Genomic DNA, 26,358 nt, shown 5'->3' with positions numbered 1-26,358 from the left:
TAACGACAATCAGGCAAACTTCTTCTGGACTTCGGCCGACACGTTGGCCGGCGCTTCAGCGTAGTGCGAGAACTGCATCGTGAAGGTCGCGCGCCCCTGGCTCATGGAGCGCAGGTTGTTCACGTAACCGAACATGTTCATGAGCGGCACCATCGCGTTGATGACGTTGGCATTGCCGCGCATGTCCTGGCCCTGGATCTGGCCACGACGCGAGTTCAGGTCGCCGATGACCGAGCCGGTGTAGTCTTCCGGGGTCACCACCTCGACCTTCATGATCGGCTCGAGCAGAACCGACTTGCCCTTCTGCAGCGCCTCGCGGAAAGCCGCACGAGAGGCGATTTCGAAGGCCAGCGCCGACGAGTCGACATCGTGATACTTGCCGTCGACCAGCGCCACCTTGACGTCGACCACCGGGAAGCCGGCGACGACGCCCGCGCCGAGCACGCTCTCGATGCCCTTCTCGACGCCCGGGATGTATTCCTTCGGAACCGCACCGCCGACGATCTTGGACTCGAACACGTAGCCGCCACCGGGCTCGTTCGGCTCGACCACGAGGCTCACGGCCGCGAACTGGCCGGTACCACCGGTCTGCTTCTTGTGGGTGTAGTCCACGTTGGCCGGCTTGGTGATACGCTCACGGAACGCCACCTGCGGCGCGCCGATGTTCGCATCGACCTTGTAGGTGCGCTTGAGGATGTCGACCTTGATGTCGAGATGGAGCTCGCCCATCCCCTTGAGGATGGTCTGGCCCGACTCGTGATCGGTCGACACGCGGAAGGACGGATCCTCAGCGGCCAGCTTCGCCAGCGCAACGCCGAGCTTCTCCTGGTCGGCCTTCGACTTCGGCTCGATCGCAATCTCGATGACCGGCTCCGGGAATTCCATCTTTTCCAGGATCACCTGGTTGGACGGATCGCACAGCGTGTCACCGGTGCGGGCTTCCTTGAGGCCTGCGAGGGCGACGATGTCGCCGGCATAGGCTTCCTTGATGTCCTCGCGGTTGTTCGCATGCATCAGCAGCATGCGGCCGATACGCTCCTTCTTCTCGCGGGTCGAGTTCACGACGCCGGTGCCCGAGGTCAGGATGCCCGAATAGATGCGGCAGAACGTGATCGTGCCGACGAAGGGGTCGTCCATGATCTTGAACGCGAGCAGCGCCAGCGGCTCCTTGTCGTCCGCCTTGCGCACAACCTCGTTGCCCTTGTCGTCGGTGCCCTTGATCGCAGGCACGTCGAGCGGCGACGGCAGATAGTCGACAACGGCGTCGAGCAACGGCTGCACGCCCTTGTTCTTGAAGGCCGAGCCGCACAGCACCGGATAGAACGCGCCGGTCAGCACGGCCTTGCGGATCAGGCGCTTCAGAGTCGCCTCGTCCGGCTCCTTGCCGTCCAGGAACGCGGTGAGCGCGTCGTCGTCGAGCTCGACGGCGGCCTCCACCAGCTTCTCGCGATATTCCTTGGCCTGGTCGGCGAGATCAGCCGGGATCTCGACGTAGTCGAACTTCGCGCCGAGCGCTTCGTCGTTCCAGACGATCGCCTTCATCGTCACGAGATCGATGCAGCCCTTGAAATTGTTCTCGGCGCCGATCGGCAGCTGGATCGCAACAGGCTTCGCGCCCAGGCGGTCGACGATGTCGGCCAGGCACTTGAAGAAGTCGGCACCGGTCTTGTCCATCTTGTTGGCGAAGACGATTCGCGGAACCTTGTACTTGTCGCCCTGGCGCCAGACGGTCTCGGTCTGCGGCTCGACGCCCTGGTTGGAGTCGAGCACGCACACGGCGCCGTCGAGCACGCGCAAGCTGCGCTCGACCTCGATGGTGAAGTCGACGTGGCCGGGGGTGTCGATGATGTTCAGGCGCTTGCCGTTCCAGAACGCGGTGGTCGCAGCCGAGGTGATCGTGATGCCACGCTCCTGCTCCTGCTCCATCCAGTCCATCGTCGCGGCACCTTCGTGCACTTCGCCGATCTTGTGGCTCTTGCCGGTATAATAGAGGATGCGCTCGGTCGTCGTGGTCTTGCCGGCGTCGATATGCGCCATGATGCCGAAGTTGCGATAGTCTTCGATGGCGTGTTGGCGGGGCATGGGTGTGTTCCCTGATTTCCGTTCGGGTCGCCGTTACCAGCGATAGTGCGAGAAGGCGCGGTTGGCTTCCGCCATCCGGTGCACGTCTTCACGCTTCTTCACGGCGTTACCCCGATTGTTCGAGGCGTCGAGCAGCTCCGCCGAAAGCCGCTCGGTCATCGTCTTCTCGTTGCGGTCGCGCGCGGCCGAGATCAGCCAGCGGATGCCCAGCGCCTGCCGGCGGGTCGAACGAACTTCGACCGGCACCTGGTAGGTCGCACCGCCGACGCGACGGGAGCGAACCTCGATGGTCGGCATGACGTTTTCGAGGGCCTGCTCGAACACCGTCAGCGGGCTCTGCTTGGTCTTGGCCTCGATGATGCCGAACGCGCCGTAGACGATACCTTCGGCGACCGACTTCTTGCCGGCGTACATCACCGAGTTCATGAACTTGGTGACAATGATGTTCCCGAACTTCGGATCCGGAAGCACTTCACGCTTTTCGGCTGAATGGCGACGCGACATGTGATCTTGTTCCCGCTTCTCTCGAACGTCTTACTTCGGACGCTTCGCGCCATACTTCGAACGGCGCTGCTTACGGTTCTTGACGCCCTGGGTATCCAGCACGCCGCGGAGGATGTGATAGCGCACGCCCGGCAAGTCCTTGACGCGGCCGCCGCGGATCATGACCACCGAGTGCTCCTGCAGGTTATGGCCTTCACCCGGAATGTAGCCGATCACCTCGAAGCCGTTGGTCAGGCGCACCTTGGCGACCTTACGAAGCGCCGAGTTCGGCTTCTTCGGGGTCGTGGTGTAGACGCGCGTGCAAACGCCACGCTTCTGCGGCGACTGCTGCAGCGCCGGCACCTTCTTGCGCGACTTCTGCACTTCGCGCGGATTTGCGATCAGCTGGTTGATCGTCGGCATCTTGGCCTTCACCCTTCTCAACGTTCGCACGGAGACCGCGACCGGCTTCCGCAAATTCTGTTCGAGGTTCCCCGCCTCACCGGGCCGTTTCGCGCGATCAAAACCCACGCAAAACGAAATCGCGCCAACCGTCCATCGCTGAACGGAAAGCGCTTGACGCCACAGAGGACCGCGATCACCACCAGTCAGCTTGCGCTGGCGGGCGGCCTACCGAGGTCATGCATCCGAAATTGGTCTCAGGAGAACGAGCTCGAGAGATCTAATATCGTTTTGGCATTGCCTAGCTATGATCGACAGCGTTTGAGCGGCATTCGTCGAGGGTGGTGCCCGTCCCGCCCTGTTTCGGGCGGTCTGGGTGATCCGTACCGACGCTGGCGAAGCTCACCGCCTGTCGTTGAGTGCCGGCCTTTTATAAGCGGTAAATATCCAAGTCAAGCAAAACGACGCCGCAGGACGCGCAAAGAAGCGCTTCTGGCCGCTGCGGTTTCCGGTCCCGACAGGGCCCCCGCCGTCCGAGGTATCTGCAGACCGCACAGCCCTGCGAGTGCAGGCGCCTCTCCAGCCCGGGACATGTCCAGAAACATTGAAGATAAGGCTTTTTTCGGCTTTGGCCGACAAGGATGGCGCCGCGACGAGGCGCCTGGTGACAGAATATACCGACATTGCGATCATTGGCGGCGGCCTGAGCGGCTCGATCACGGCCGCCATGCTCGGAATGGCCGGCATCCCCGCGATTCTCGTCGATCCCCACGCGGTCTCCCCGCCCGACTTTCGAATCGAGAAGATCTCCGGTGCCGAGCAGATCGGCCGATTCCGTCGCACCGGGATCGCCGACAAGGCGTTGACCCAAGCCACCCTGGCCCCGGAGAACTGGATCGCCCGATTCGGCTACGTGCTCGAACGGGCTCAGGTCCAGCAATACGGCATTCCGTATGATGCGCTCGTGACGGCGGTGCGCGACCAGATCCCAGGCGCTGTGACGCGAATCGTCGCCAAGGCCGTAGCGATCACGCCAACCGAGGATCGCCAGTCGGTCGTGCTGTCCAACGGGCAGACGATCTCCGCCCGCCTCGTCGTGCTCGCCAACGGGCTGAACGTCGGGCTGCGGCACATGCTGGGAATCACCCGCACGATCACCAGCCCCGCCCATTCGATCTCGATCGGGTTCGACCTGACGCCGGTCGGCCGTTCCGCCTTCCCATTCCCGGCCATGACCTATTTCCAGGAACGAGCCAAGGCGCGGGTGCCCTACATCACCCTGTTCCCGATCGGCGAGCGCATGCGGGCGAACCTGTTCGCCTACCGCGAGGTCGATGATCCCTGGCTTCGGGCGATCCGCCGCAACCCAGTCGAAACGCTGGCCGCCGCCCTGCCCGGCCTGCGGCGGATCACGGGCGAGTACGCCGTGAGCGGCGAGGTGCGGGTCCGGCCCGCCGATCTCACCATCAACAGCGGGTACCGCATGCCGGGTGTCGTGCTCGTCGGCGACGCCTTCTGCACCACCTGCCCCGTCACCGGCACCGGTTCCGACAAGGTGTTCACCGATGTCGAGCGCCTCTGCAACGGCCACATTCCGCGCTGGCTGGCGACTGACGGCATGGGCGAGGCCAAGATCGCGGCCTTCTATGCGGACCCGGTCAAGACGGCCTGCGATGCGTGGTCGCTCGAGAAGGCATGGAATTTCCGATCGGTCTCGATCGGGGCCAGCCCCTATTGGCAGGCGCAACGCTGGGCGCGCTTTGCCGTCTCGCTCGGCCGCGGGGTTCGGCAGCGGCTGACGAAGACCAATGCGCCGCTCAACGTCTATTCCTCGTCATCATCCTCCTCGTCGTCGTCCTCCTCGTCATCGCTGTCGTCGTCGGCCTGATCCTGCCGGCTCGGCTGATGGCCCTGGTCATCCCAGAGCTTGCGATAGGTCCCATTCTTCGCCAAGAGCTCGGCGTGGCTGCCGCGCTCGATCGCCCGGCCGCCGGAGATGACGATGATCTCGTCCATCTCGACCACCGAGGTCAGGCGGTGGGTCGACCAGATCATGGTGCGGCCCTTGGCGACCTTGAGCAGGGTGCGGTTGATCGCGGCTTCCGTGGTCTGGTCCAGCGCCGAAGTGGCCTCGTCGAGCAGCAGCACGGACGGGTTGCGGATGATGGCGCGGGCGATCGCGATGCGCTGGCGCTGTCCACCGGACAGCGTGTCGCCGCGCTCGCCGACGATGGTGTCGTATTTCTGCGGCAGGCTCATGATGTAGCGGTGGATCTCGGCCTTCTTGGCCGCCTCCTCCACCTCCGCGTCGGTGGCGCCCTCCTTGCCGAGCCGGATGTTCTCCCGCAGCGACATGTTGAACAGCATGTTGTCCTGGAACACCACGGCCATGCTGCCGCGAAGCGAATCGCGCGTCACCTTGCGGATGTCGACGCCGTCGATGGTGACGCGGCCTTCATCGGGTACGTAGAGCCGCAGGATCAGGTTGAGCAGCGTGCTCTTGCCCGAGCCCGACGGACCGACGATCGCGATCCGCTTGCCGACGTCGAGCTTGAGGCTCAGATTGTCGAGCACCGGCGTCTCGCTGCCCTCGTACTGGAAGGTCACGCGCTCGAAGGTGATGTCGTGGCTGATGCGGGGCAGATCCGGCGCGCCCGGCCGGTCGGCGCCGCGGGTCGGCTCGTCCAACAGCTCCTGCATGTGCCGGATCGCGGCCGCCGAGGAGATCGACACCGGCACGAAATGCATGACATGGGCGATGTTGTAGGACACCTCCCAGAATGCGCTCTCGAAGGTGACGAAGGTGCCGATCGTGATCTGGCCCTTGGTGGCGAGATAGGCGCCGAGAGCGAGCACGACGAGATGCAGCAGCAGCACGGAGATCGTGACGGTGCGCTCGACCATGGTCGACAGGAACATCGCATCGGCCATCTTGCGCCGCGCCGCGTCGTTGCGGAAGCTGAACCAGCCGAATACCTTGCGGTGGAGGCTGAAGGCCTTGATGACGGCTTGCGCCGCGATGTTCTCCTGGATCACGCCGAGCAGCGACGCTTCGTTCAGTTTCTGCTCGTAATTGGCCTGAACCGCCTTCGGCGTCAGGATACGCGGGCCGATCAGGGTGATCGGAAACACCAGCAGCGCGATCGCAGCGAGCTGCCAGTTCAGGAACAGCATCAGAATGATGCCCGCAATCAGCTCGAGGAACGGCAGCACAGCGCTGTTGGCGAAGCTCTTCACGACGTTCTCGAACGCCGACATGTCGACCGAGAAGCGCGACAGGATCTCGCCGCGCTTGGTGCGCTGGAAATAGGCGGCCGGCAGGTTCTGCACGTGATCGAACAGACGGGTGCGGACGTCCGAGATGACGCAGGCCGCGAGCCGCGCATCCCAGCGCTCGTAGAGCACGGCAATGATCGAGGTGAAGATGCCCGCAGCGGCCAGCACGCCGAGGATGCGATAGAGCGCCTCGAAATCCTCTTCGCCGAGCGCATCGTCGATCAGGAACTTGAGGCTGAGCGGCATGATGACGTTGAACAGCGTCTCGATCAGGACACCGATCGACACGAAGGCCAGCATCTTCTTGTATCTGGCGAGCAGCGGCGAGACGAAGCCGTAGATGGTTGCAAGCGCACCGGCGGCCTCGCGGGCCGTGTAGACGACGAGATCCTCGTCGTCGTCATCATCGTCGAGGTCGAGGCCGGCCTCTTCACCGTCCTCCTCGTCATCGTCCTCATCGTCGCCGACGACGTCAGCCTTCTCTGTCGCCGACGTCTTCGCTGTTCCGGATTTTGGAACGGCAGGCACGGCCGCCGCCGGCCCCCGCTTGTCCAAATCATCGGCAGGATCAGCTGCCGTTGCGGACGTCTGATTTCGCGGCGGTGAAGATTTGGGCGCCATTCAACGAACCGATCCTGCACGGCCAGTATGACCGTAACGGATTAAAGCGGCTCGGCTTTACCACCTGTGTCCGCCTGCCGCCAGCATTCTCGCCATACGGTGCCGCACCCGCCGCGACCAAGACGCGGCCCTGTCACGCAACCAGCACGGTCACAAGCGCCGCGGACGCAAGACAGCATCGAGATGCCGGTCAACGCCCGCGGCCCTGCCTCGAAATGCCGGCGGCTGTGCCGCGAGCCTAGTCTTCGTCCTCGACCTTGTCGAAGAACGAATAGCGCAGGCTGTCGGCGTCGGCGTACCACTGGCCGGGCCCCTTGTTGGCCGCGAGTGTCGCTGCCCACACCTCGTCGGTGCAATCGCGGCGGTGCATGGCCAGATCGAACCCGTTGCCGAAGAACAGCTCCGACCACTCCCACCAGGTGCCGAGCTTCTTGACCCCACGCAGCAGGTCGTAGCGGTCGACCAGCGCCGGAGCCATGTCCGAGGTGATCGAGCCGAACACGAGGCCGGTCTTGACGACGCGGTTGAGCTCGCGGATCGCGCGCGCAACCTGCTTGTCACCGAGATGGCAGAGGCTGGTCTCGAACACGAAATCGAACTCACCGGTCTTGAATGGCATATCGGTGATCGAGCCGAGCTTGTTGTATTTCCTCAGCGCCTTCGGCGTCTTGCCATGGATGTAGCGGTTGTTCTCGATGCCCCAGGCATCGATGCCGCGCTCGCGGAGCGCTCCCACCAGTTCACCGCTCGCGGAGCCGGCGACCAAGAGCTTGTAGCCTTTGCCCTTGCCGGCCCGGTTCCAAACGATCTTGATCAGGCTGGTCAGATAGTCCGGATCGGTGAACTGCGACCACGCTTCGCTGTACGGCCCCTGCCCGCGATAATTGTCGAAATAGTCACGGTCGATCTTGTCGGACAGCGGCGTTTCGGCCTGCGAGCGGGCGCGGCGCAGCCGCATCATTTCGGTCAGGATGATGTCGGTGGCGGCGTCCGACGAATCGAGCAGCCCGTTCAGGGTCGAGTCGAACAGATAGTCACCGACCACGACGATGCCGGGGTGCTCCTTCGGCTCAGGCCGGTGATTGGTCATGACGTCGCGTACCGGCAGACCGCCGGGCAGCGCGTTGACGGACGACAGCCAGCGGTGGATCTTGCCTTCCATGAAGTGTGCGCGCGCGTCGCCGAGCGCAGCAGGGAGCGACTTCAGCGCGGCATCGATCAGCTCCTGGTCCGAGAGGTTGGCGAAGGCGAGCGCATCCGAGCCCGCGATCAGCCAGTTGAGCACGCCGTGCTTGCCGACATCGTGGCGCGAGCCCTCGTTGTAGATGCAGCAGCCGCCGAACGCCTCCGACATGAACCAGGAGCCCGGAATCTTCTCGCCCCAGAACGGCTCGTCGAACAGGATCGAGACGCGCAGATAATGCGCGGGACGATCGAAATAGGCGATGTGCTTGACCATGGACTGGCGCAGCTTCTCGCCCTCCCAGCCGACCGTCGACAGCCAGGAATGCGGCAGGCACACCAGGACGAGATCGAACTCGCGCGTCTCCGGCCCCTTGCCGTTCATCATGTTGAGCCGGTAGCGACCCGCCTCGGTCTTGCCGATGCGGAGCACGCGATGATTGAGCTGGATGTCGGCATCGACCTCGGAGCGCAGGCACTCGATCAGTTGCTCGTTGCCGTTCTGAATCGAGTACAGGCCGATATAGTCGTCGATATCCATGACGAAGTTCTTGAGCGCATTGAGGCCGTTGGTGTTGTGGGCCTCGGTCGCGAGGTCGGAGCGCGACATCACCTTGAAGAAGCGCTTGGCCGTGGGATCCTCGACCTCCTCGTCGAGCAGCTCTTCGCAGGTCTTGTAGGCCCAGGGGTGCTCGTTATCGTGGGCGCCGACGCCCTCGTAATATTCGACCGGCGACATCACGTCGGTACAACGCTTGCGGAACGCCTCGACCGCAGCGGCCGTCTTCGGGCCGTATTTGCGGCGCAGCCCCGGCACGTCGTCGAGCAGCTCGCCGTCGAGTTGGACCTGCAGCGCATCCATCGGAATCGTCTGCAGCCCGAAATGCTGGATCAGCTCGCGCAGCGGATCGGGGCCGGTCATCGAGTAGTCGTAGATTTCCGCGACACCAGCCTCATACATCGCCGGTGCGGTATCGAACTTGCGCGTCACGATCTTGCCGCCGAGCCGGTCGGATGCCTCGTAGATCGTCACCTTGCAGAGATCGCCGAGTTTGCGCCTCAGATACCAGGCGCTCATCAGGCCACCCGGACCGCCACCAACAATCGCAAGGTCAAGCATCGAAGTTCCGCCATCTCCGGCTGTCAGCGACGTTGCCGGTCGTCCATACAGGGGTCCTGCCACCCTCGGGGCTCGATCGGCCATAGCGTAACCGGCCCGCAAAAGATTTGCGCCGGAGCAAATCGGCGCATCGCCACGGGAATCGACGGAAATCAGCTCAGCGGATCTGATGCTTCCAAAAGCGCCTCTGTCCCTGAAGGGAAGATGAACAACGGGGCAGCAGCGCGGCAACAGGAGAAGAAAATGTCAAAAAAAGGCCGGCAAACGCCGGCCTTTTCTACGCGTGATGAACGCACGGCAGACCCCGACACCGTCGGGGTCATGCCGCAACCGTCCGTTTACTCCGCCGGCGGCAGCGCGAGCGGCTGAGGCTCGGGCTGCGCCGGCACGATCGCCGCCTGCTTCTCGCGCTCGTCGAGAATCAGCTTGTCGCGCTTCAAGGCGACTTCGCGGATGCGGGCCATCGAGGCGCCGGTGCCGGCCGGGATCAGACGTCCTACGATGACGTTCTCCTTGAGACCCTCGAGTGGATCGATCTTGCCGTTGACCGCCGCCTCGGTGAGGACGCGGGTGGTCTCCTGGAACGAGGCCGCCGAGAAGAACGACCGGGTCTGCAGGCTCGCCTTGGTGATGCCGAGCAGAACCGGAGTGCCTGTGGCCGGCTTCTTCGCCTCCTCCACGGCCTTCGCGTTCAGCAGGTCGAACTCGATCTTGTCGACCTGTTCGCCCGAGATCATGTCGGTATCGCCCTGGTCGGTGATCTCCACCTTCTGCAGCATCTGGCGGACAATCACCTCGATGTGCTTGTCGTTGATGAGCACGCCCTGCAGCCGGTAGACCTCCTGGATCTCGTTGACCAGGTAGGCCGCGAGCTCCTCGATGCCCTTGATCGCCAGGATGTCGTGCGGCGCCGGGTTGCCTTCGACGATGAAGTCGCCCTTCTCGACGATGTCGCCATCCTGCAGATGGATGTGCTTGCCCTTCGGGATCAGGTACTCGCGCGGCTCCTCGGTCTTGTCGACCGGCTCGATCGAGATGCGACGCTTGTTCTTGTAGTCGCGACCGAACCGGATGGTGCCGGCGATCTCGGCGATGATCGCGGCATCCTTCGGCTTGCGCGCTTCGAACAGCTCCGCCACCCGCGGCAGACCGCCGGTGATGTCGCGCGTCTTGGCGCTTTCCGTCGAGATACGCGCGAGGATGTCGCCCGGCTTCACCGTCGAGCCGACGTCGACCGACAGAATCGCGTCGACCGACAGCATGTAGCGGGCATCGCCGCCGCGGGCGAGCTTGAGCACCTTGCCGTCCTTGCCCTTGATCACGATGGCCGGACGCAGATCCGCGCCACCGCGCGTTCCACGCCAGTCGATGACCACGCGCTTGGCAATACCGGTGGACTCGTCGAGCGTTTCCGAGATCGACAGCCCCTCGGTCAGATCCTCGAACCCGATCGTACCCTCGGCTTCCGTGAGGATCGGACGGGTGTAAGGGTCCCACTCGGCGATGCGCTGGCCGCGCTTGATCATGTCGCCGTCGTCGACATGCATGCGCGCGCCGTACTGGATGCGGTGCGTCGCACGCTCGGTGCCGTCGGGGTCGACGATCGTCACGACCATGTTGCGGACCATCGCGATCAGATGACCCTCGCTGTTGCGGGCGATCGCCTTGTTCTTGATGACCACCTTGCCTTCGAAGTTCGATTCCACGAAGGACTGCTCGTTCAGCTGCGCCGCACCACCGATGTGGAAAGTGCGCATCGTCAGCTGGGTGCCGGGCTCACCGATCGACTGCGCGGCGATGACGCCGACGGCCTCACCGTGGTTGACCGGCGTGCCGCGCGCCAGATCGCGGCCGTAGCACATCTTGCAGATGCCGTTGACCAGCTCGCAGGTCAGCGCCGAGCGGATCTTCACCTCCTGCACGCCAGCCTGCTGGATGGCGTCGATGTGGCTCTCCTCCATCAAGGTGCCGGCCTTGACGAGCACCGCGTTGGTCGCGGGATCGCGCACGTCGTCGCAGGGCACGCGGCCCAGGATGCGCGAGCCGAGCGAGGCCACGACCGTGCCGGCATCGACGATGGCGCGCATCTTGATGCCGAGATGGGTGCCGCAATCGTCCTGCGTGATGATGCAGTCCTGCGCGACGTCGACCAGACGACGGGTCAGGTAGCCCGAGTTCGCGGTCTTCAACGCGGTGTCCGCGAGACCCTTGCGGGCGCCGTGGGTCGAGTTGAAGTACTCGAGAACCGAGAGACCTTCCTTGAAGTTCGAGATGATCGGCGTCTCGATGATCTCACCCGACGGCTTGGCCATCAGGCCGCGCATGCCGGCGAGCTGACGCATCTGGGCCGGCGAACCGCGGGCACCGGAATGCGACATCATGTAGATCGAGTTGATGTCGGCATCCGCCCCCGTCGCCGTCTTCTTGGTGACGGAGATCTCCTTCATCATCTCCTTGGCGATCTCTTCGCTGGCCTTCGACCAGGCGTCGACGACCTTGTTGTACTTCTCGCCGTGGGTGATCAGACCGTCATTGTATTGCTGCTCGAAATCCTTCGCCAGCGTACGGGTGGTGTCGACGATCTTCCACTTGCCCGCCGGCACGACCATGTCGTCCTTGCCGAACGAAATGCCCGCCTTGAAGGCGTTGTAGAAGCCGAGCGCCATGATGCGGTCGCAGAAGATCACCGTCTCCTTCTGGCCGCAGTGACGATAGACCTGATCGATCACGCCCGAGATCTCGCGCTTGGTCATCAGCTTGTTGATGACCTCGAACGTGACGCGCGGATGCTTCGGCAGGAGATGGCCGAGCATGACGCGGCCCGCGGTGGTTTCGATCCAGCGCTTGGCGATCTTGCCGGTCTCGTCCATGCCCTCCCAGCGATACTTGATCTTGCTGTGGAGATGGATGGCCTTGGCGTGCAGCGCATGCTCGAGCTCGGCCATGTTGCCGAACGCCATGCCCTGGCCGGGCATGCCCTCGCGCATGATCGAGACGTAGTAGAGGCCGAGCACGATGTCCTGCGACGGCACGATGATCGGCTGACCGTTGGCCGGATGCAGGATGTTGTTGGTCGACATCATCAGGACGCGCGCTTCCAGCTGCGCTTCGAGCGACAGCGGAACGTGCACGGCCATCTGGTCGCCATCGAAGTCGGCGTTGAAGGCCGAGCAGACCAGCGGATGCAGCTGGATCGCCTTGCCCTCGATCAGCACCGGCTCGAACGCCTGGATGCCGAGGCGATGCAGCGTCGGCGCGCGGTTCAGGAGCACCGGATGCTCGCGGATGACCTCGTCCAGGATGTCCCAGACCTCCGGACGCTCCTTCTCGACCAGCTTCTTGGCCTGCTTGACCGTCGTCGACAGGCCCTTGGCGTCGAGCCGCGAATAGATGAACGGCTTGAACAGCTCGAGCGCCATCTTCTTCGGCAGGCCGCACTGGTGCAGGCGCAGCTCGGGACCGACCACGATGACCGAACGGCCGGAGTAGTCGACGCGCTTGCCGAGCAGGTTCTGACGGAAGCGACCCTGCTTGCCCTTGAGCATGTCGGCGAGCGACTTCAGCGGACGCTTGTTGGCGCCGGTGATGACGCGGCCGCGGCGGCCGTTGTCAAACAGCGCATCCACCGCCTCCTGAAGCATGCGCTTCTCGTTGCGGATGATGATGTCGGGCGCGCGCAGCTCCATCAGCCGCTTCAGGCGGTTGTTGCGGTTGATGACGCGGCGATAGAGGTCGTTGAGGTCGGAGGTCGCGAAACGGCCGCCGTCGAGCGGCACCAGCGGGCGGAGGTCCGGCGGGATCACCGGAACCACGGTCATGATCATCCATTCCGGTTTGTTGCCGGAGTGGCGGAACGCCTCGACGATCTTCAGGCGCTTCGCGAGCTTCTTGTGCTTGATGTCGGAGTCGGTCTCCTGCATCTCCGCACGCAGCGTCTGCTCGAGCTTCTCCAGCTCGAGGCCGCGCAAGAGCTCACGGATGGCCTCGGCGCCGATCATGGCGGTGAAGCTGTCCTGGCCGTATTCGTCCTGCGCCTTGAGGTACTCGTCCTCGGACAGCAGCTGACGGTCCTTGAGCGCGGTCAGACCCGGCTCGAGAACGACGTAATATTCGAAGTACAGGATCCGCTCGAGATCCTTCAGCGTCATGTCGAGCAGCAGGCCGATGCGCGAGGGCAGCGACTTCAGGAACCAGATGTGCGCGACGGGAGCGGCGAGCTCGATATGGCCCATGCGCTCGCGCCGGACGCGCGACAGGGTCACCTCCACCGAGCACTTCTCGCAGATGATGCCCTTGTACTTCATCCGCTTGTACTTGCCGCACAGGCACTCGTAGTCCTTGATCGGCCCGAAGATGCGGGCGCAGAACAGGCCGTCGCGCTCGGGCTTGAAGGTACGGTAGTTGATCGTTTCCGGCTTCTTGATCTCGCCATAGGACCAGGACAGAATCTTCTCCGGAGACGCAATCGAGATCCGGATCTGGTCGAAGACCTGAGCCGGCGTCGTCGGATTGAAGAGATTCATAATTTCTTGGTTCATCGTATTCTCCTCGCGGGCCGATCGGGGGTCGGCCGCAAATTCGAAAATCTCTCAACGGGCGCCTTGTCCTGACCCGCGGGGGAAGGCGCCGGCACCCGGCCGTCCGAGACGGCCGGGCATGACCTCTTGAACTACTCGGCGGCTTCCGACGTCGGCGCCGGTCCGAGCTTGGAGTTGTGCAGGTCGACGTTGAGGCCGAGCGAGCGCATTTCCTTGACCAGCACGTTGAACGATTCCGGAATACCGGCCTCGAACGTGTCGTCGCCGCGCACGATCGCCTCGTAGACCTTGGTGCGGCCGGCGACGTCGTCCGACTTCACCGTCAGCATCTCCTGCAGCGTGTAGGCCGCGCCGTAGGCTTCGAGCGCCCACACCTCCATTTCGCCGAAACGCTGGCCGCCGAACTGGGCCTTGCCGCCCAGCGGCTGCTGGGTGACCAGCGAGTACGGGCCGATCGAACGCGCATGGATCTTGTCGTCGACCAGATGGTGCAGCTTCAGCATGTAGATGTAGCCGACCGTCACCTTGCGATCGAACGCATCGCCGGTGCGGCCGTCATAGACCGTCGACTGACCGGATGCGTCGAGGCCGGCGAGCTTCAACATCTCCTCGATGTCGGCCTCCTTGGCGCCGTCGAACACCGGCGTGGCGATCGGCACGCCGCGGCTCAGATTGTGACCAAGCTCGATCAACTCGTTGTCGTTGAGCGACTTGATGGTCTCGTCATCGCCGTAGATCCGCTTCAAGGTCTCCTTCAGCGGCTTGACGTCCTGCTTCGACAGGTAGGCATCGACCGTCTGGGCGATGCGCTTGCCGAGGCCGGCGCAGGCCCAGCCGAGATGGGTCTCGAGGATCTGCCCGACGTTCATGCGCGAGGGCACGCCGAGCGGGTTCAGCACGATGTCCGCATGGGTGCCGTCCTCGAGGAACGGCATATCCTCGATCGGCACGATCTTGGACACGACGCCCTTGTTGCCGTGACGGCCCGCCATCTTGTCGCCCGGCTGGATCTTGCGCTTCACGGCGACGAAGACCTTGACCATCTTCATCACGCCGGGCGGCAGCTCGTCGCCACGCTGCAGCTTCTCGACCTTGTCGAGGAAGCGCTGTTCCAGCCCCTTCTTCGACTCGTCGTACTGCTTCCGCATGGCCTCGATCTCGGCCATCAGCTTGTCGTTCGGCGAGGCGAACAGCCACCACTGCGACTTCGGATACTCGTCGAGCACCGCACGCGTGATCTTGGTATCCTTCTTGAAGCCCTTCGGCCCCGAGATGCCCTGGCGGCCGTCCAGCATGTCGGCGAGACGGCTGTAGACGTTGCGGTCCAGGATCGCCTGCTCGTCGTCACGGTCCTTGGCCAGACGCTCGATCTCTTCCCGCTCGATCGCCAGCGCACGCTCGTCCTTGTCGACGCCGTGACGGTTGAAGACGCGGACCTCGACGATTGTGCCCTGCACGCCCGGCGGCACCCGCAGCGAGGTGTCGCGAACGTCGGAGGCCTTCTCGCCGAAGATGGCGCGCAAGAGCTTTTCTTCCGGCGTCATCGGGCTCTCGCCCTTCGGCGTGATCTTGCCGACCAGGATGTCGCCGGCGCGCACCTCCGCGCCGATATAGACGATGCCGGCTTCGTCGAGGTTCTTCAGCGCCTCTTCCGACACGTTCGGAATGTCGCGCGTGATTTCCTCCGGACCCAGCTTGGTGTCGCGGGCCATCACCTCGAATTCCTCGATGTGGATCGAGGTGAAGACGTCCTCCTTCACGATCCGCTCGGAGAGCAGGATGGAGTCCTCGAAGTTGTAGCCGTTCCACGGCATGAACGCGACCAGCACGTTGCGGCCGAGCGCGAGCTCGCCGAGATCGGTCGACGGACCGTCAGCGATGATGTCGCCCTTCTTGACGATGTCGCCGACCTTCACCAGCGGACGCTGGTTGATGCAGGTCGACTGGTTCGAGCGCTGGTACTTCATCAGCCGGTAGATATCGACGCCCGACTTGGTCGGATCGAGATCTTCCGTGGCGCGGATGACGACGCGGGTGGCGTCGATCTGGTCGATCACGCCCGAGCGGCGCGCCGCGATCGCGGCGCCCGAGTCACGGGCAACCACGCCTTCCATGCCGGTGCCGACGAACGGCGCCTCGGCGCGAACCAGCGGCACCGCCTGGCGCTGCATGTTCGAGCCCATCAGCGCGCGGTTGGCGTCGTCGTTCTCGAGGAACGGGATCAAGGCCGCGGCAACCGAAACCAGCTGCTTCGGCGACACGTCCATGTAGTCGACCTTGTCGGGCGTCATCGGCACGACTTCGCCGGCATGACGGCAGACCACGAGGTCCTCGGTGAAGCGGCCCTTGGCATCGAGCGGCACGTTGGCCTGCGCGACGCGGTAGCGCCCCTCCTCCATGGCGGACAGATACACTACCTCGTCGGTGACGCGGCCGTCCTTGACCTTGCGGTACGGCGTCTCGACGAAGCCATACTTGTTGACGCGGGCGAACGTCGCCAGCGAATTGATCAGGCCGATGTTCGGACCTTCCGGCGTCTCGATCGGGCAGATGCGGCCGTAATGCGTCGGATGCACGTCGCGCACCTCGAAGCCGGCGCGCTCGCGCGTCAGACCGCCCGGTCCGAGCGCCGACAGGCGGCGCTTGTGGGTGATCTCCGACAGCGGGTTGGTCTGGTCCATGAACTGCGACAGCTGCGACGAGCCGAAGAACTCGCGCACCGCGGCGGCGGCCGGCTTGGCGTTGATCAGGTCCTGCGGCATCACGGTGTCGATGTCGACGCTCGACATGCGCTCCTTGATGGCGCGCTCCATGCGCAAGAGACCGATGCGGTACTGGTTCTCCATCAGCTCGCCCACCGAGCGGACGCGGCGATTGCCGAGATGGTCGATGTCGTCGATCTCGCCCTTGCCGTCGCGCAGGTCGACCAGGGTCTTGATGACCGCCAGGATGTCTTCCTTGCGCAGAGTGCGCTGGGTGTCCGGCGCATCGAGCTCGAGGCGCATGTTCATCTTGACGCGGCCGACCGCGGAGAGGTCGTAGCGCTCGGCATCGAAGAACAGCGACTGGAACATCGCCTGCGCCGAATCGAGCGTCGGCGGCTCGCCCGGACGCATCACGCGGTAGATGTCGAACAGCGCGTCCTCACGCGTCATGTTCTTGTCGGCCGACAGCGTGTTGCGGATGTAGGGGCCGACATTGACGTGGTCGATGTCGAGCAGCGGCAGGTCCTTGTAGCCCTGCTCGTTCAGCACCTTGAACAGCTTGTCGGTGATCTCCTCGCCGGCCTCGGCATAGATCTCGCCGGTCTTCGGATTGACGAGATCCTCGGCGATGTAGTTGCCGAGCAGCTCCTCGTCCGACATGCGCAGCGCCTTCAGCCCCTTCTCCTGGAGCTGGCGGGCGGCGCGAACGGTGAGCTTCTTGCCGGCCTCGAGCACGACCTTGCCGGTGTCGGCGTCGATCAGGTCGTTGACGGTCGAATAGCCGCGGAAGCGGTTGGCGTCGAACGGAACGCGCCAGCCTTCCTTGATGCGCTTGTAGATCAGCTTCTTGTAGAAGGTCGACAGGATCTGCTCGCCATCGAGACCGAGCGCGAACATCAGCGACGTCACCGGCAGCTTGCGGCGACGGTCGATGCGCGCGAACACGATGTCCTTGGCGTCGAACTCGATGTCGAGCCAGGAGCCGCGATACGGGATGACGCGGGCGGCGAACAGCAGCTTGCCCGACGAGTGGGTCTTGCCCTTGTCGTGGTCGAAGAACACGCCCGGCGAACGGTGCATCTGCGAGACGATGACGCGCTCGGTGCCGTTGACGATGAAGGTGCCGTTCATGGTCATGAGCGGAATGTCGCCCATGTACACGTCCTGCTCCTTGATGTCCTTGACCGACTTCGCGCCGGTCTCCTCGTCGATATCGAACACGATGAGGCGCAAGGTCACCTTGAGCGGCGCAGCGAAGGTCATGCCGCGCTGACGGCACTCGTCGACGTCATATTTCGGCGGCTCGAACTCGTAGCGGACGAACTCCAGCATCGAGGTGCCGGAGAAGTCGGAGATCGGGAATACCGAGCGGAACACCGCCTGCAGGCCCTCATCCGGCCGGCCACCCGTGGGCTCGTCCACCATCAGGAACTGGTCGTAGGACGCCTTCTGAACCTCGATGAGGTTCGGCATCTCCGCGACTTCCTTGATGTGTCCAAAGAACTTGCGAACGCGTTTGCGACCGGTGAATGTCTGCTGCGCCATCGTGGCCTCTCATTTCGTCGCCCGGAGGGGCGAACCTTCCGAAACAGCGGCTGCCACCGCCCCTTCGGGTTGAATTTCGATCCATTTCGAGGATCTGAGGCCCAGAGCCGGAACGGAAATGTCCCAGATCTGTTCTTCAGACCAGCAAAACGCAAAACGACGCGCGAGGCGCGAGGACGCACCCGCTCGTCACAACCATCTCGTCACGGACTGCAAAAGCCCGAAATTGCCTATCTCCCAACGGCTTACGGACGGAGACGCCACTCCACCGATCAACCGGCTTTTCGTGCTGCCGACCCAATATGGGTTGACAATAATCGAGATTCGAGAGCGAAGCCCCTAAATCTCCACACTTTTCCGTGTTCGGCCCACAACGGACGGTTCCGTTGCACGCCTTTTGCAGTGATTCCGAGCCGCGCCCAATACCCCTGCAAAACTCCTTGTCCACATGATGACCGGGCGATGTTACCACCCGATCATCATAATCTGTCGAAAGCCCCCGACCTGCCCATGGCAGCCCAGGGACTTCGTTCGCGCAATCGAAGCGATTACTTGAGCTCGATCTTGGCGCCGGCCTTCTCGAGCTGAGCCTTGATCTTCTCGGCCTCGTCCTTGTTGACGCCTTCCTTGACCGGCTTCGGAGCACCCTCGACCAGGTCCTTGGCTTCCTTCAGGCCCAGGCCGGTGATGGCACGGACTTCCTTGATGACCTCGATCTTCTTGTCGCCGGCCGAAGCCAGGACAACGGTGAACTCGGTCTTCTCTTCCGCCGGAGCGGCAGCGGCGCCACCAGCGCCCGGAGCGGCGACGGCCACGGCGGCCGCGGCGGACACGCCCCACTTCTCTTCCAAGAGCTTCGCGAGCTCAGCAGCCTCGAGAACGGTGAGGGCCGAGAGGTCGTCGACGATCTTCTGCAGGTCAGCCATTGATGTAGTCCTTTAGTGTGGTTCGGTTCGAAACCAGGTTGTGAGTGTTTGCGAAGGGCGTCAGGCCGCTTCGCCCTTTGAGGCATGAGCCTGAATGACGCGCGCGACCTTGGCCGCGGGAGCGTTGGCGAGCTGGGCCAGCTTGGTCGCCGGAGCCTGGATCAGGCCGACGAGCTTGCCGCGCAGTTCGTCCAGCGACGGCAGCGAGGCCAGAGCCTTCACGCTGTCGACATTCAGGACGGTTGAGCCCATCGAGCCGCCGAGAATGACGAACTTTTCGTTCGCCTTGGCGAATTCGATGGCAACCTTGGGCGCCGCGACAGGATCGTTCGAAGTTGCGATCACGGTCGGCCCCTTCAACAGGGGACCGATGCCGACGACGTCCGTGCCTTCAAGAGCAATTTTGGCGAGACGGTTCTTCGAGACCTTCACCGACGCACCAGCCTGCTTCATCTGCTTGCGCAGGTTCTGCATCTGAGCCACGGTGAGGCCGGAATAGTGAGCGACGACGGCAACGCCCGTGGTCTTGAAGACCTCGTGCAGCTGCTCGACCGCCTCTTTTTTTGCCGCTCGTTCCACAGCAAGCTCTCTCCGGTTGGCGGCCTTCGCCCGAAAGCGGGACCGCCGGGTTGCACCCGCCATCCCACCAAACCTGACCTCCGGACGGAAGAACCCGAGGACACGAAAGGCAAAACGGCGATGAATAGCCTGCCCTTCCGAAAGCCCTGAGAGCCCGCGGAGTGTCGAGGTTCGAACCAAACCTGCATGCCACCACGACAAAGGCAGTGGACATGCCGAAATCCGGTCTTCACCCGTCTATGCAGGCTGGATGATTAAGCCATTGAGGAAACTGGATTTCCGCGCCGGCGCCTGCAGTCTCGGACAGGATTCGGAGTGATCGGCGAACCGACCTCCCCTGCGGCATTCGAGAGCAGAAAGATCCTTCTTCCTTCCGAGAAATCCAAACGGATATCCTCAAAAGGAATGCTGGCTCCTCTCAACTTTCGGAATGCGCGCACAGGCGCGCCAGCAACAGCCGGCCCGCCTGGAAGCCGGTTCTTTAACGGGTCCATTGCGACTTGCCAAGACCCCAAGAGCAAAAATCGCACCAGTTGGGCCATGCCGTGGAGCCGGGTGGGAGCCCCGTCGCCCGGATGAGCGGCAGCCGGCGCGCGGGACGCGCGTCGGCGATAGCGACATGCGGGGTCTCACGTGCTCTGCCGGAAAACCCGGATGTCGCTGCGCTCATCAGGGCCGAGGGGCATTGCACGCGCAGGGGCGCAATCCCGCCTCAGCCCTTCGGACAGGCCGCTCCGGCGTCGGCCCAGGCCTTGATCAGCTCGCCGAACTGCTTCTGGGTTCCCGGGGCCGGGGTCCGCCCAGCTCCCGGATTCCAGCCCCAGCCGACCAGCTCATCCTCAGCCATATGGTGAATCAGCTGCGCCATGGTCTTGCCGCCGTTGCGATTTGGATCCTTGATCTGTGCGCAGATCTGGCCGAGCGACTTGCCCTGCCAAGCCATCTCGATCGGGGCCAGCTGCCACTTGGGATTACCGGGCACGCGCGCCGCGTCGAAATTGGCCTCGTGGTGGCAGGTCGTGCAGGCGAGCCCGCCGGGGGCACCCATGCCGGCCTCGCCGCGGACCACCAGCGGCTGATGCGGAATCATCCTGTCGGTCTGGGTCGGCCGGTCGCCGGCCGGGTGGCAGTTCATGCATCGCGGTGACTGCAGCACCTTGCCGGCCTCTTCGAACAGCGCCACGGCGCGCTCGTCCTTGCTCTTGATCCTGGCGAAGTCCGCCACCGGCTTGAGCCCGCCGGCGACGTGCGTGGCCTCGGGCGCCGCATCGGCGCGCCGCAGTGCCGGCAGGGCTACGATCGCAACCGCAGCCAGGCTGCCAGCGAGCAGCGCCATCGTCGCCGTTCTGAACAGGCTCATGCGGTGTCTCCCGGCCGGATCGGCAGTTGGGTCGGGCGCGGCAGACCCAGCCTGGCCATGGCGTTGGCGACGGCAGGTCCCAGCGGCGGCACGCCAGGCTCGCCGACTCCCGAGGGTTTCTCGGTCGACGGCACGATCGCAACCTCGATCTGCGGCATCTCGTGGATGCGCAGCGAGCGGTAGGTGTCGAAATTGCCCGACACCGGTCGTCCCTCGTCGAGCGGCTGCTGCGCATAGAGGATGTGGCCGAGCGCAAAGCCGATGCCGCCCTCCATCTGGGCGCGGATGATGTCGGGATTGACTGCGACGCCGCAGTCGACCGCGCACCACACCTTGTGCACGACCGGTCCGTCGGCCCCCATCGACAGCTCGACCACCTGGGCGACGTAGGTGTTGAAGCTCTCGACCACGGCAACGCCGCGGGCGCGGCCCGCCTCGAGCTTGGCGCCCTTCCAGTCCGCGAGCTCGGCGACCGCCTTGAGCACACCGGCGTGACGCGGCTTGTCGGCCATCATCGCCAGTCGTCCCTCCACAGGATCCTGGCCGGCGGCTTCGAGCAACTGATCGACGAACGCCTCGACGGCGTAGCCAGTATGGGTGTGGCCGACCGAGCGCCACCACAGCACGGGCACGCCGACATCGACCTGATGCAGGTCGCAGCGGAAATTCGGCACCTGGTAAGGGATCTCGTTGGAGCCCTCATAGGCCGTCGAATCGAGGCCGTTCTTCATGGTCATCGCCTCAAACGGCGAGCCCTTCATGATCGACTGCCCGACGATCGTATCCGACCACGCCACGATCTTGCCGTCGCGGACCACACCGCGCATTCGGTGCAGGCTGAACGGTCGGTAGTAACCGCCGCGCATGTCATCCTCGCGGGTCCACACCAGCTTGACCGGACGTCCCGGCCCGATCGCCTTGGCGACCTGCGCCAGCTCCATGGCGACGTGGGTCGACTGCTGCGCCCGCCGGCCGAAGCTGCCGCCGGCGAGAATCGTCTTGAGATCGACCTTGGCGATGTCGAGCCCAAGCACCTGCGCGATCACGGCGTGATCAGGCGTCGGAAACTGGCTGCCATAGCGCGCCGAGGCGGTATCGCCCTTCCAGTGAATGAAGGCGTTGATTGGCTCCATCGGCGCATGGGCCAGATAGGGAAAGACGAACTCGGTCTCGATCAGCTTGCCGCCCTTGGCGATCTCGGCGTCAACGTCGCCCTCCTGCTTCACCAGGGCGCCCTGCTTCTTCGCACGGGCGCGAAACTCCTCCAGCAGTTGCGCCGTGCCGCGCGTCTCCGCCTTGCTGTCGTCCCAGGTGATCTTGAGAAGGTCACGTGCCGTCTTCGCCGGCCAGAACCCCTCGGCATAGACGGCTACACCGTTCGGCACCTCCTTGACGTCGACCACTCCCGACACGGCCTTGGCCGCCGACGCGTCGAACGACGCCACCGTGCCGCCGAACCGCGGCGAGCGCGCCACCAGAACGGTCAACGTCCCCGGATCCTTGATGTCGAGCGTGTACTCGGCCGAGCCGTTCGACTTCGCCACGCTGTCGAGCCGGGTCACCGCGCCTTCCTTGCCGATCAGCTTGAAGGCGGAGGGATCCTTGAGCTGCGGGTTCGCCGGCACCGGCTGCTGCATCGCCTTGGCGGCCAGCGCGCCGAAGCCGCTCTGCTTGCCGGACGGATGCTTGATGAGGCCCTTCTCGACCGTGATCTCCTCGGCCGGGACCTTCCATTCGTCGGCGGCCGCGGCCACCAGCATCGCGCGCGCGGCGGCGCCGACCTTGCGCATCTGCTCGTAGGAATTGGCGATTGCGCTGGAGCCGCCGGTACCCTGCACCCCGAACAGCAGGTTTTTGTAGAGCACCGGATTCGAGGGCGCATGATCGGCGCGCATCTGCGACCAATCGGCATCGAGCTCCTCGGCCACCAGCGTGGCCATGCCGGTGAACGGGCCCTGCCCGAACTCGATGTGCTTGCAGAGAACGGTGACAGTGTCGTCCTGGCCGATCACAAGGAACGTGTTCGGCGCGATGTTGACGGACTTCGCCGCGTCTTGCGCGTAAGCGACACCATTGCGGGCGACATAGGTGGCGAGCGCCAGCCCCGCTCCCGCCTTCAGCAGCGAGCGGCGGGACAATGTCGGAGCGGACGTGGCGGGCTTCATATGCACATTCATGATCAGCCCTCCAACGTCTTGGCTGCGGTATGGATGGCAGCGCGGATGCGCACATAGGTGGCGCAGCGGCAGATGTTGCCGTTCATCGCGAGATCGATGTCCTCATCGGTCGGCTTGGGATTAAGGCCGAGCAGCGCGACCGCGCTCATGATCTGGCCGGACTGGCAGTAGCCGCATTGGGGCACGTCGAGTGCCGCCCAGGCCTTCTGCACGGCCGCACCTTCCTTGCCGCTCAGCCCTTCGATGGTGGTGATCTCGCTCTTGCCCACCGCCGACACCGGCAGCGAGCAGGAGCGAACGCTCTGGCCGTCGAGATGCACGGTGCAGGCACCGCACTGCGCCACGCCGCATCCGTATTTGGTGCCGGTCAGCCCGGCATTGTCCCGGATCGCCCATAACAAGGGCGTATTCGGGTCGACGTCGATCTGATGCTCGCGCCCGTTGATCTTGAGGGTGAACGCCGCCATGCCGCTCTCCTGAATTGCAGGAGAGGAACTTAGAAGCGTTTGAAAATCACTCGCAATTCACAGAGGCGTGCAGTGCGTCAGAATATTTCTGCACCACGCGTGGAACTTATCTGCGGTCTGCGCGTTTGGCGTTGCGGTGCTGGGGGAGCGCCATCTGCGCTTGCCTATCCGACCCGAAACGGCAGTGGCTCCCCTGCAAAGAACGCCGTGAGATTGGCCACCACGCATTCCTGCATCGCCACGTGAGACTCGCGGGTGTTGCCGCCGATATGCGGCGTGACCACCACGTTCTGCAACGACGTCAGCCCATCCGGGGCGTACGGCTCGGTTTCGAATACGTCGAGCCCGGCGCCAGCGATGATGCCGTCCTTCAGCGCTACCAGCAGCGCCCCTTCGTCGATCACGGAGCCACGCGAGATGTTGACGACATGGCCATCGGGCCCGATCTTCTTCAGGAGATCGGCATCGACGACGTGCGTGGTCTCCGCGCCGGCGCGGACCGCGATCATCAGCACGGTGCACCATTCGGCCAAGGCATCAAGGCTTGAAAAATACTGATACGGCAGATCGTCGTGGCACGTGCGGCTGAAATAGCCGACCTCGGTCTCGAAAGCGGCGACGCGCGCGGCGATCTTGCGGCCGATTTCGCCCATCCCGTAGACGCCGACCTTGCAGCCGGACAGACCAGGCGGCGGCTTCAACAGCGGCGACGGCCGGGCCTCCACCCAGCCACCGGTGCGCACATAGGAATCCGCCGCCGTCAACCGCCGCACGCTCGCCAGCATCAGCATGAGCGCGACATCGGCGACCGCTGCAGCGTTCGCGCCGGGACTGTGGCCGACCACGATATTGCGCGCCGCGGCCGCCTTCAGGTCGACGCCATCATAACCCGTGCCGTAACAGACGATGGCCCCGAGCGCCGGCAGCCGGTCCATGTCGTCGTCCCCCAGAGGCGTGCCGCCGGCTGTGATCAAAGCCCGGATCTGCGCAACCTCCTCCGCCGGAAACACCTCGTGCGCCGGCGTGCCGCCGCTGTCGAGCAGCTCGAAGCGATCGGCGAAGCGCTGGGTCAGCGACTTCGGCAGGCGGGAATAGATCAGGACCTTCTCGGGCATCGGGATTACCTATTCGGGCGGTCGCACGTCGCCACTCAGTGTCGCGTCAGCAGGCTCAGCAGAATGATGATGATGATGAATTGAAGCGCGCAGAGCATCCTCCAGAACAACAGCGGGTTGCGGTCGTGAAGCGAGCGACGCTTGGCGATCGCCGGACCCGCCCATGACGCACCGTTCTCCAACTCGTGGGCGAATTCGATGGCATCACCGTAACGCTGTGCAGGATCGACGTTCAACGCCTTTCCGATCACGGCGTCGAGCCAGGCCGGCAGTTCCGGTCGGTAGCGTGAAATCGGCACCGGTTTGCCGAAGCGCGGGCGCGAGAACGGCTCGATCTCGCCGAACGGATAAGAGCGCGTGAACATGCGGTAGACGGTGACGCCGAGGGCGAACAGGTCGGACGCTTCGTCACCCGGCTTACCGGCGAACAGCTCCGGCGCCATGTAGCTCGGGGTCCCCGGAATATCCTCGGCCGGAAAGTCCTCGAACCGCGGCACGCGCGCGACCCCGAGATCGATCAGGCGCAAGCCGCCGTTCTCGAGCAGGATCACGTTGTCCGGCTTGATGTCGCGATGGATGATGCCGGCCCGGTGCAACGCCACCACCGCGCGCACGAGCTTGGTCGCGATCGCGGTGCCCTCCGCAAGCGACAATCGGGGCGGCCGGTTCAGACGCTGCTCGAGCGTCTCCCCCGCGTAGAATGGCATTGCCGAATAGAGCCGGGTCTGGCGCTCGACGGGAAGCTCGATGATCTCGCCGATCCAGATGCTGCGCACACGCGCAGCGACCCAGGCTTCGCGAATGAACGCCAGGCGGAACGAACCTTCGCTCGCGACGCGCGGATGCGGAAATTTCAGGACGACCTCCCTGTCACCCTGCCCCGCGTCGATCGCCTTGAACAGCCGGGAGTAGCGGCCATCGGACAGGAGTTCGCCAAGCCGGAATCCGTCGATCACGTCACCGGGCGAAGGCAGCTCGCCGATCGGCAGGGACGAGATCGAACCGGTGAGCTCGTCGCGGTCAGCGGGCGGAAGATCGACGACGTCGAGCACCAGCGCCGTCGAATTGTCATTGCTGCCGGCCGCGAGCGCGGCGGCGACGATCCCGCGCGCGGAATCGTCCGGGGGCGTGCGCTCGGCGAGGATCTCCTGAAGGCGCGAATCCGGCAGGATGCCGTGGATGCCGTCGCTGCAGATCAGAAACCGGTCGTGCTGACGCATGCCGAGCGTCGTGTAGTCGAAGCGGGCGAACTGCTCGAAACCGATGCCCCGGTTGAGGACGTGGGCAAGGTCAGCGCGGCCCGCGACATGGTCGGTCGTCAGACGCTCGAGGCGCCCTTCGCTCAGGCGGTAGACGCGAGTGTCCCCGACGTGGACGACGTGGCAGGTTCGCCGCGACAGCACCACCGCGGAGAAGGCGCAGCTCATTCCATGCAACTCGGGGTCGACGCGGCCCTGCGCATGGATCCAGCTGTTGATGGCTTCCAGCGCACGCGCGGCTCGGCTTCGCACGCCCGCCGTCTCGGGCAGAGAATGATAGGCATCGATGAAGCCGCGGACGGCGAGCTCCGCCGCCTCGCGCCCACCCTTGTGGCCGCCGACGCCGTCGGCGACGGCGGCGACGATATCGCGATCCGTCGCCCCCTGCAGGCCAAGGCGGGCGCCGACGTAATCCTCATTGTTCGGTCGCTTGCCGGTCTCGCTAGCGAAGCCGACGCGAACCTGAAGATTGCGATGCGCGCCGGCCACGCCTGAACACCTTGCCTATGGAGCGACGGCGC

At 64.3% G+C, this 26,358-nt stretch carries 15 protein-coding genes; 1 reads left to right on the top strand and 14 read right to left on the bottom strand.

The features are described from left to right. Positions 1-9: 9 nt before the first annotated feature. From fusA to rpsL, 3 genes are read right to left on the bottom strand one after another with little or no spacing between them, the layout of a single operon-like run. Positions 10-2,082 carry an elongation factor G gene (fusA, locus tag ACQR03_RS02525; protein WP_315714564.1) on the bottom strand — a complete coding sequence of 691 codons (2,073 nt, stop codon included), beginning with the start codon at positions 2,080-2,082 and terminating at the stop codon, positions 10-12. A gap of 33 nt (positions 2,083-2,115) precedes the next feature. Next, positions 2,116-2,586, bottom strand: coding sequence for a 30S ribosomal protein S7 (gene rpsG, locus ACQR03_RS02520; RefSeq protein WP_006611835.1), 471 nt, complete (start codon positions 2,584-2,586; stop codon positions 2,116-2,118). 30 nt (positions 2,587-2,616) lie between these two features. Beyond that, positions 2,617-2,988, bottom strand: coding sequence for a 30S ribosomal protein S12 (gene rpsL / locus ACQR03_RS02515; protein WP_006611834.1), 372 nt, complete (start codon positions 2,986-2,988; stop codon positions 2,617-2,619). A 643-nt stretch (positions 2,989-3,631) separates the two neighbouring features. Here rpsL and ACQR03_RS02510 point away from each other — a divergent pair. Further along, the gene (locus tag ACQR03_RS02510) at positions 3,632-4,855 is read left to right on the top strand and encodes an FAD-dependent oxidoreductase (protein WP_315749617.1); all 1,224 of its coding nucleotides are present in this window, start codon (positions 3,632-3,634) and stop codon (positions 4,853-4,855) included. On the opposite strand, the gene ACQR03_RS02505 is transcribed toward ACQR03_RS02510, so the two are convergent. The 11 genes from ACQR03_RS02505 to ACQR03_RS02455 all read right to left on the bottom strand — a co-directional run bounded on the left by ACQR03_RS02505 (position 4,792) and on the right by ACQR03_RS02455 (position 26,326). Continuing rightward, positions 4,792-6,864: an ABC transporter ATP-binding protein gene (locus ACQR03_RS02505; RefSeq protein ID WP_315749615.1), complete on the bottom strand. Its 2,073-nt coding sequence runs from the start codon at positions 6,862-6,864 to the stop codon at positions 4,792-4,794. The genes ACQR03_RS02510 and ACQR03_RS02505 overlap by 64 nt on opposite strands. Positions 6,865-7,102: 238 nt before the next feature. After that, positions 7,103-9,166 carry an FAD-dependent oxidoreductase gene (locus ACQR03_RS02500; protein WP_315714567.1) on the bottom strand — a complete coding sequence of 688 codons (2,064 nt, stop codon included), beginning with the start codon at positions 9,164-9,166 and terminating at the stop codon, positions 7,103-7,105. Positions 9,167-9,504: 338 nt separating this feature from the next. Beyond that, positions 9,505-13,704, bottom strand: a complete 4,200-nt coding sequence (gene rpoC, locus ACQR03_RS02495; RefSeq protein WP_316185887.1) for a DNA-directed RNA polymerase subunit beta' — start codon at positions 13,702-13,704, stop codon at positions 9,505-9,507. A gap of 131 nt (positions 13,705-13,835) precedes the next feature. Next, positions 13,836-17,954, bottom strand: a complete 4,119-nt coding sequence (gene rpoB / locus ACQR03_RS02490; RefSeq protein WP_315714569.1) for a DNA-directed RNA polymerase subunit beta — start codon at positions 17,952-17,954, stop codon at positions 13,836-13,838. Positions 17,955-18,502: 548 nt separating this feature from the next. Then, positions 18,503-18,880 (bottom strand): 50S ribosomal protein L7/L12, encoded by a 378-nt coding sequence (gene rplL, locus ACQR03_RS02485; protein WP_172108050.1) that lies wholly within the window; start codon positions 18,878-18,880, stop codon positions 18,503-18,505. Positions 18,881-18,940: 60 nt separating this feature from the next. Further along, a complete protein-coding gene (gene rplJ / locus ACQR03_RS02480) occupies positions 18,941-19,459 on the bottom strand; it encodes a 50S ribosomal protein L10 (protein WP_008963452.1) in 519 nt (172 codons plus the stop codon). Positions 19,460-20,171: 712 nt separating this feature from the next. Beyond that, positions 20,172-20,819, bottom strand: a complete 648-nt coding sequence (locus tag ACQR03_RS02475) for an Isoquinoline 1-oxidoreductase subunit (RefSeq protein ID WP_315749613.1) — start codon at positions 20,817-20,819, stop codon at positions 20,172-20,174. Continuing rightward, positions 20,816-22,996 carry a xanthine dehydrogenase family protein molybdopterin-binding subunit gene (locus tag ACQR03_RS02470; RefSeq protein WP_315749611.1) on the bottom strand — a complete coding sequence of 727 codons (2,181 nt, stop codon included), beginning with the start codon at positions 22,994-22,996 and terminating at the stop codon, positions 20,816-20,818. The genes ACQR03_RS02475 and ACQR03_RS02470 overlap by 4 nt, the downstream gene beginning before the upstream one ends. Positions 22,997-22,998: 2 nt before the next feature. Next, complete coding sequence (locus tag ACQR03_RS02465; RefSeq protein ID WP_315714572.1) at positions 22,999-23,463, bottom strand: (2Fe-2S)-binding protein; 465 nt, start codon at positions 23,461-23,463, stop codon at positions 22,999-23,001. 164 nt (positions 23,464-23,627) lie between these two features. Beyond that, a complete protein-coding gene (locus ACQR03_RS02460; protein ID WP_315749610.1) occupies positions 23,628-24,578 on the bottom strand; it encodes a 2-hydroxyacid dehydrogenase in 951 nt (316 codons plus the stop codon). A 35-nt stretch (positions 24,579-24,613) separates the two neighbouring features. Further along, entirely contained in the window at positions 24,614-26,326 is a 1,713-nt protein-coding gene (locus ACQR03_RS02455; RefSeq protein ID WP_315714574.1) for a bifunctional protein-serine/threonine kinase/phosphatase, read from the bottom strand. Positions 26,327-26,358 lie beyond the last annotated feature (32 nt).

The organism is Bradyrhizobium sp. HKCCYLS3070, from assembly GCF_051167575.1.
Taxonomy (GTDB): domain Bacteria; phylum Pseudomonadota; class Alphaproteobacteria; order Rhizobiales; family Xanthobacteraceae; genus Bradyrhizobium.
The sequence above is the reverse complement of the archived record's forward strand: the minus strand, read 5'-3'. Positions and strand labels throughout refer to the sequence as shown.

Coding starts and splice junctions, on each gene's coding strand:
- fusA (WP_315714564.1), bottom strand. CDS start 2,082: ATGCCCCGCCAACACGCCATCGAAGACTATCGCAACTTCGGCATCATG.
- rpsG (WP_006611835.1), bottom strand. CDS start 2,586: ATGTCGCGTCGCCATTCAGCCGAAAAGCGTGAAGTGCTTCCGGATCCG.
- rpsL (WP_006611834.1), bottom strand. CDS start 2,988: ATGCCGACGATCAACCAGCTGATCGCAAATCCGCGCGAAGTGCAGAAG.
- ACQR03_RS02505 (WP_315749615.1), bottom strand. CDS start 6,864: ATGGCGCCCAAATCTTCACCGCCGCGAAATCAGACGTCCGCAACGGCA.
- ACQR03_RS02500 (WP_315714567.1), bottom strand. CDS start 9,166: ATGCTTGACCTTGCGATTGTTGGTGGCGGTCCGGGTGGCCTGATGAGC.
- rpoC (WP_316185887.1), bottom strand. CDS start 13,704: ATGAACCAAGAAATTATGAATCTCTTCAATCCGACGACGCCGGCTCAG.
- rpoB (WP_315714569.1), bottom strand. CDS start 17,954: ATGGCGCAGCAGACATTCACCGGTCGCAAACGCGTTCGCAAGTTCTTT.
- rplL (WP_172108050.1), bottom strand. CDS start 18,880: ATGGCTGACCTGCAGAAGATCGTCGACGACCTCTCGGCCCTCACCGTT.
- ACQR03_RS02475 (WP_315749613.1), bottom strand. CDS start 20,819: ATGAGCCTGTTCAGAACGGCGACGATGGCGCTGCTCGCTGGCAGCCTG.
- ACQR03_RS02470 (WP_315749611.1), bottom strand. CDS start 22,996: ATGAATGTGCATATGAAGCCCGCCACGTCCGCTCCGACATTGTCCCGC.
- ACQR03_RS02465 (WP_315714572.1), bottom strand. CDS start 23,463: ATGGCGGCGTTCACCCTCAAGATCAACGGGCGCGAGCATCAGATCGAC.
- ACQR03_RS02460 (WP_315749610.1), bottom strand. CDS start 24,578: ATGCCCGAGAAGGTCCTGATCTATTCCCGCCTGCCGAAGTCGCTGACC.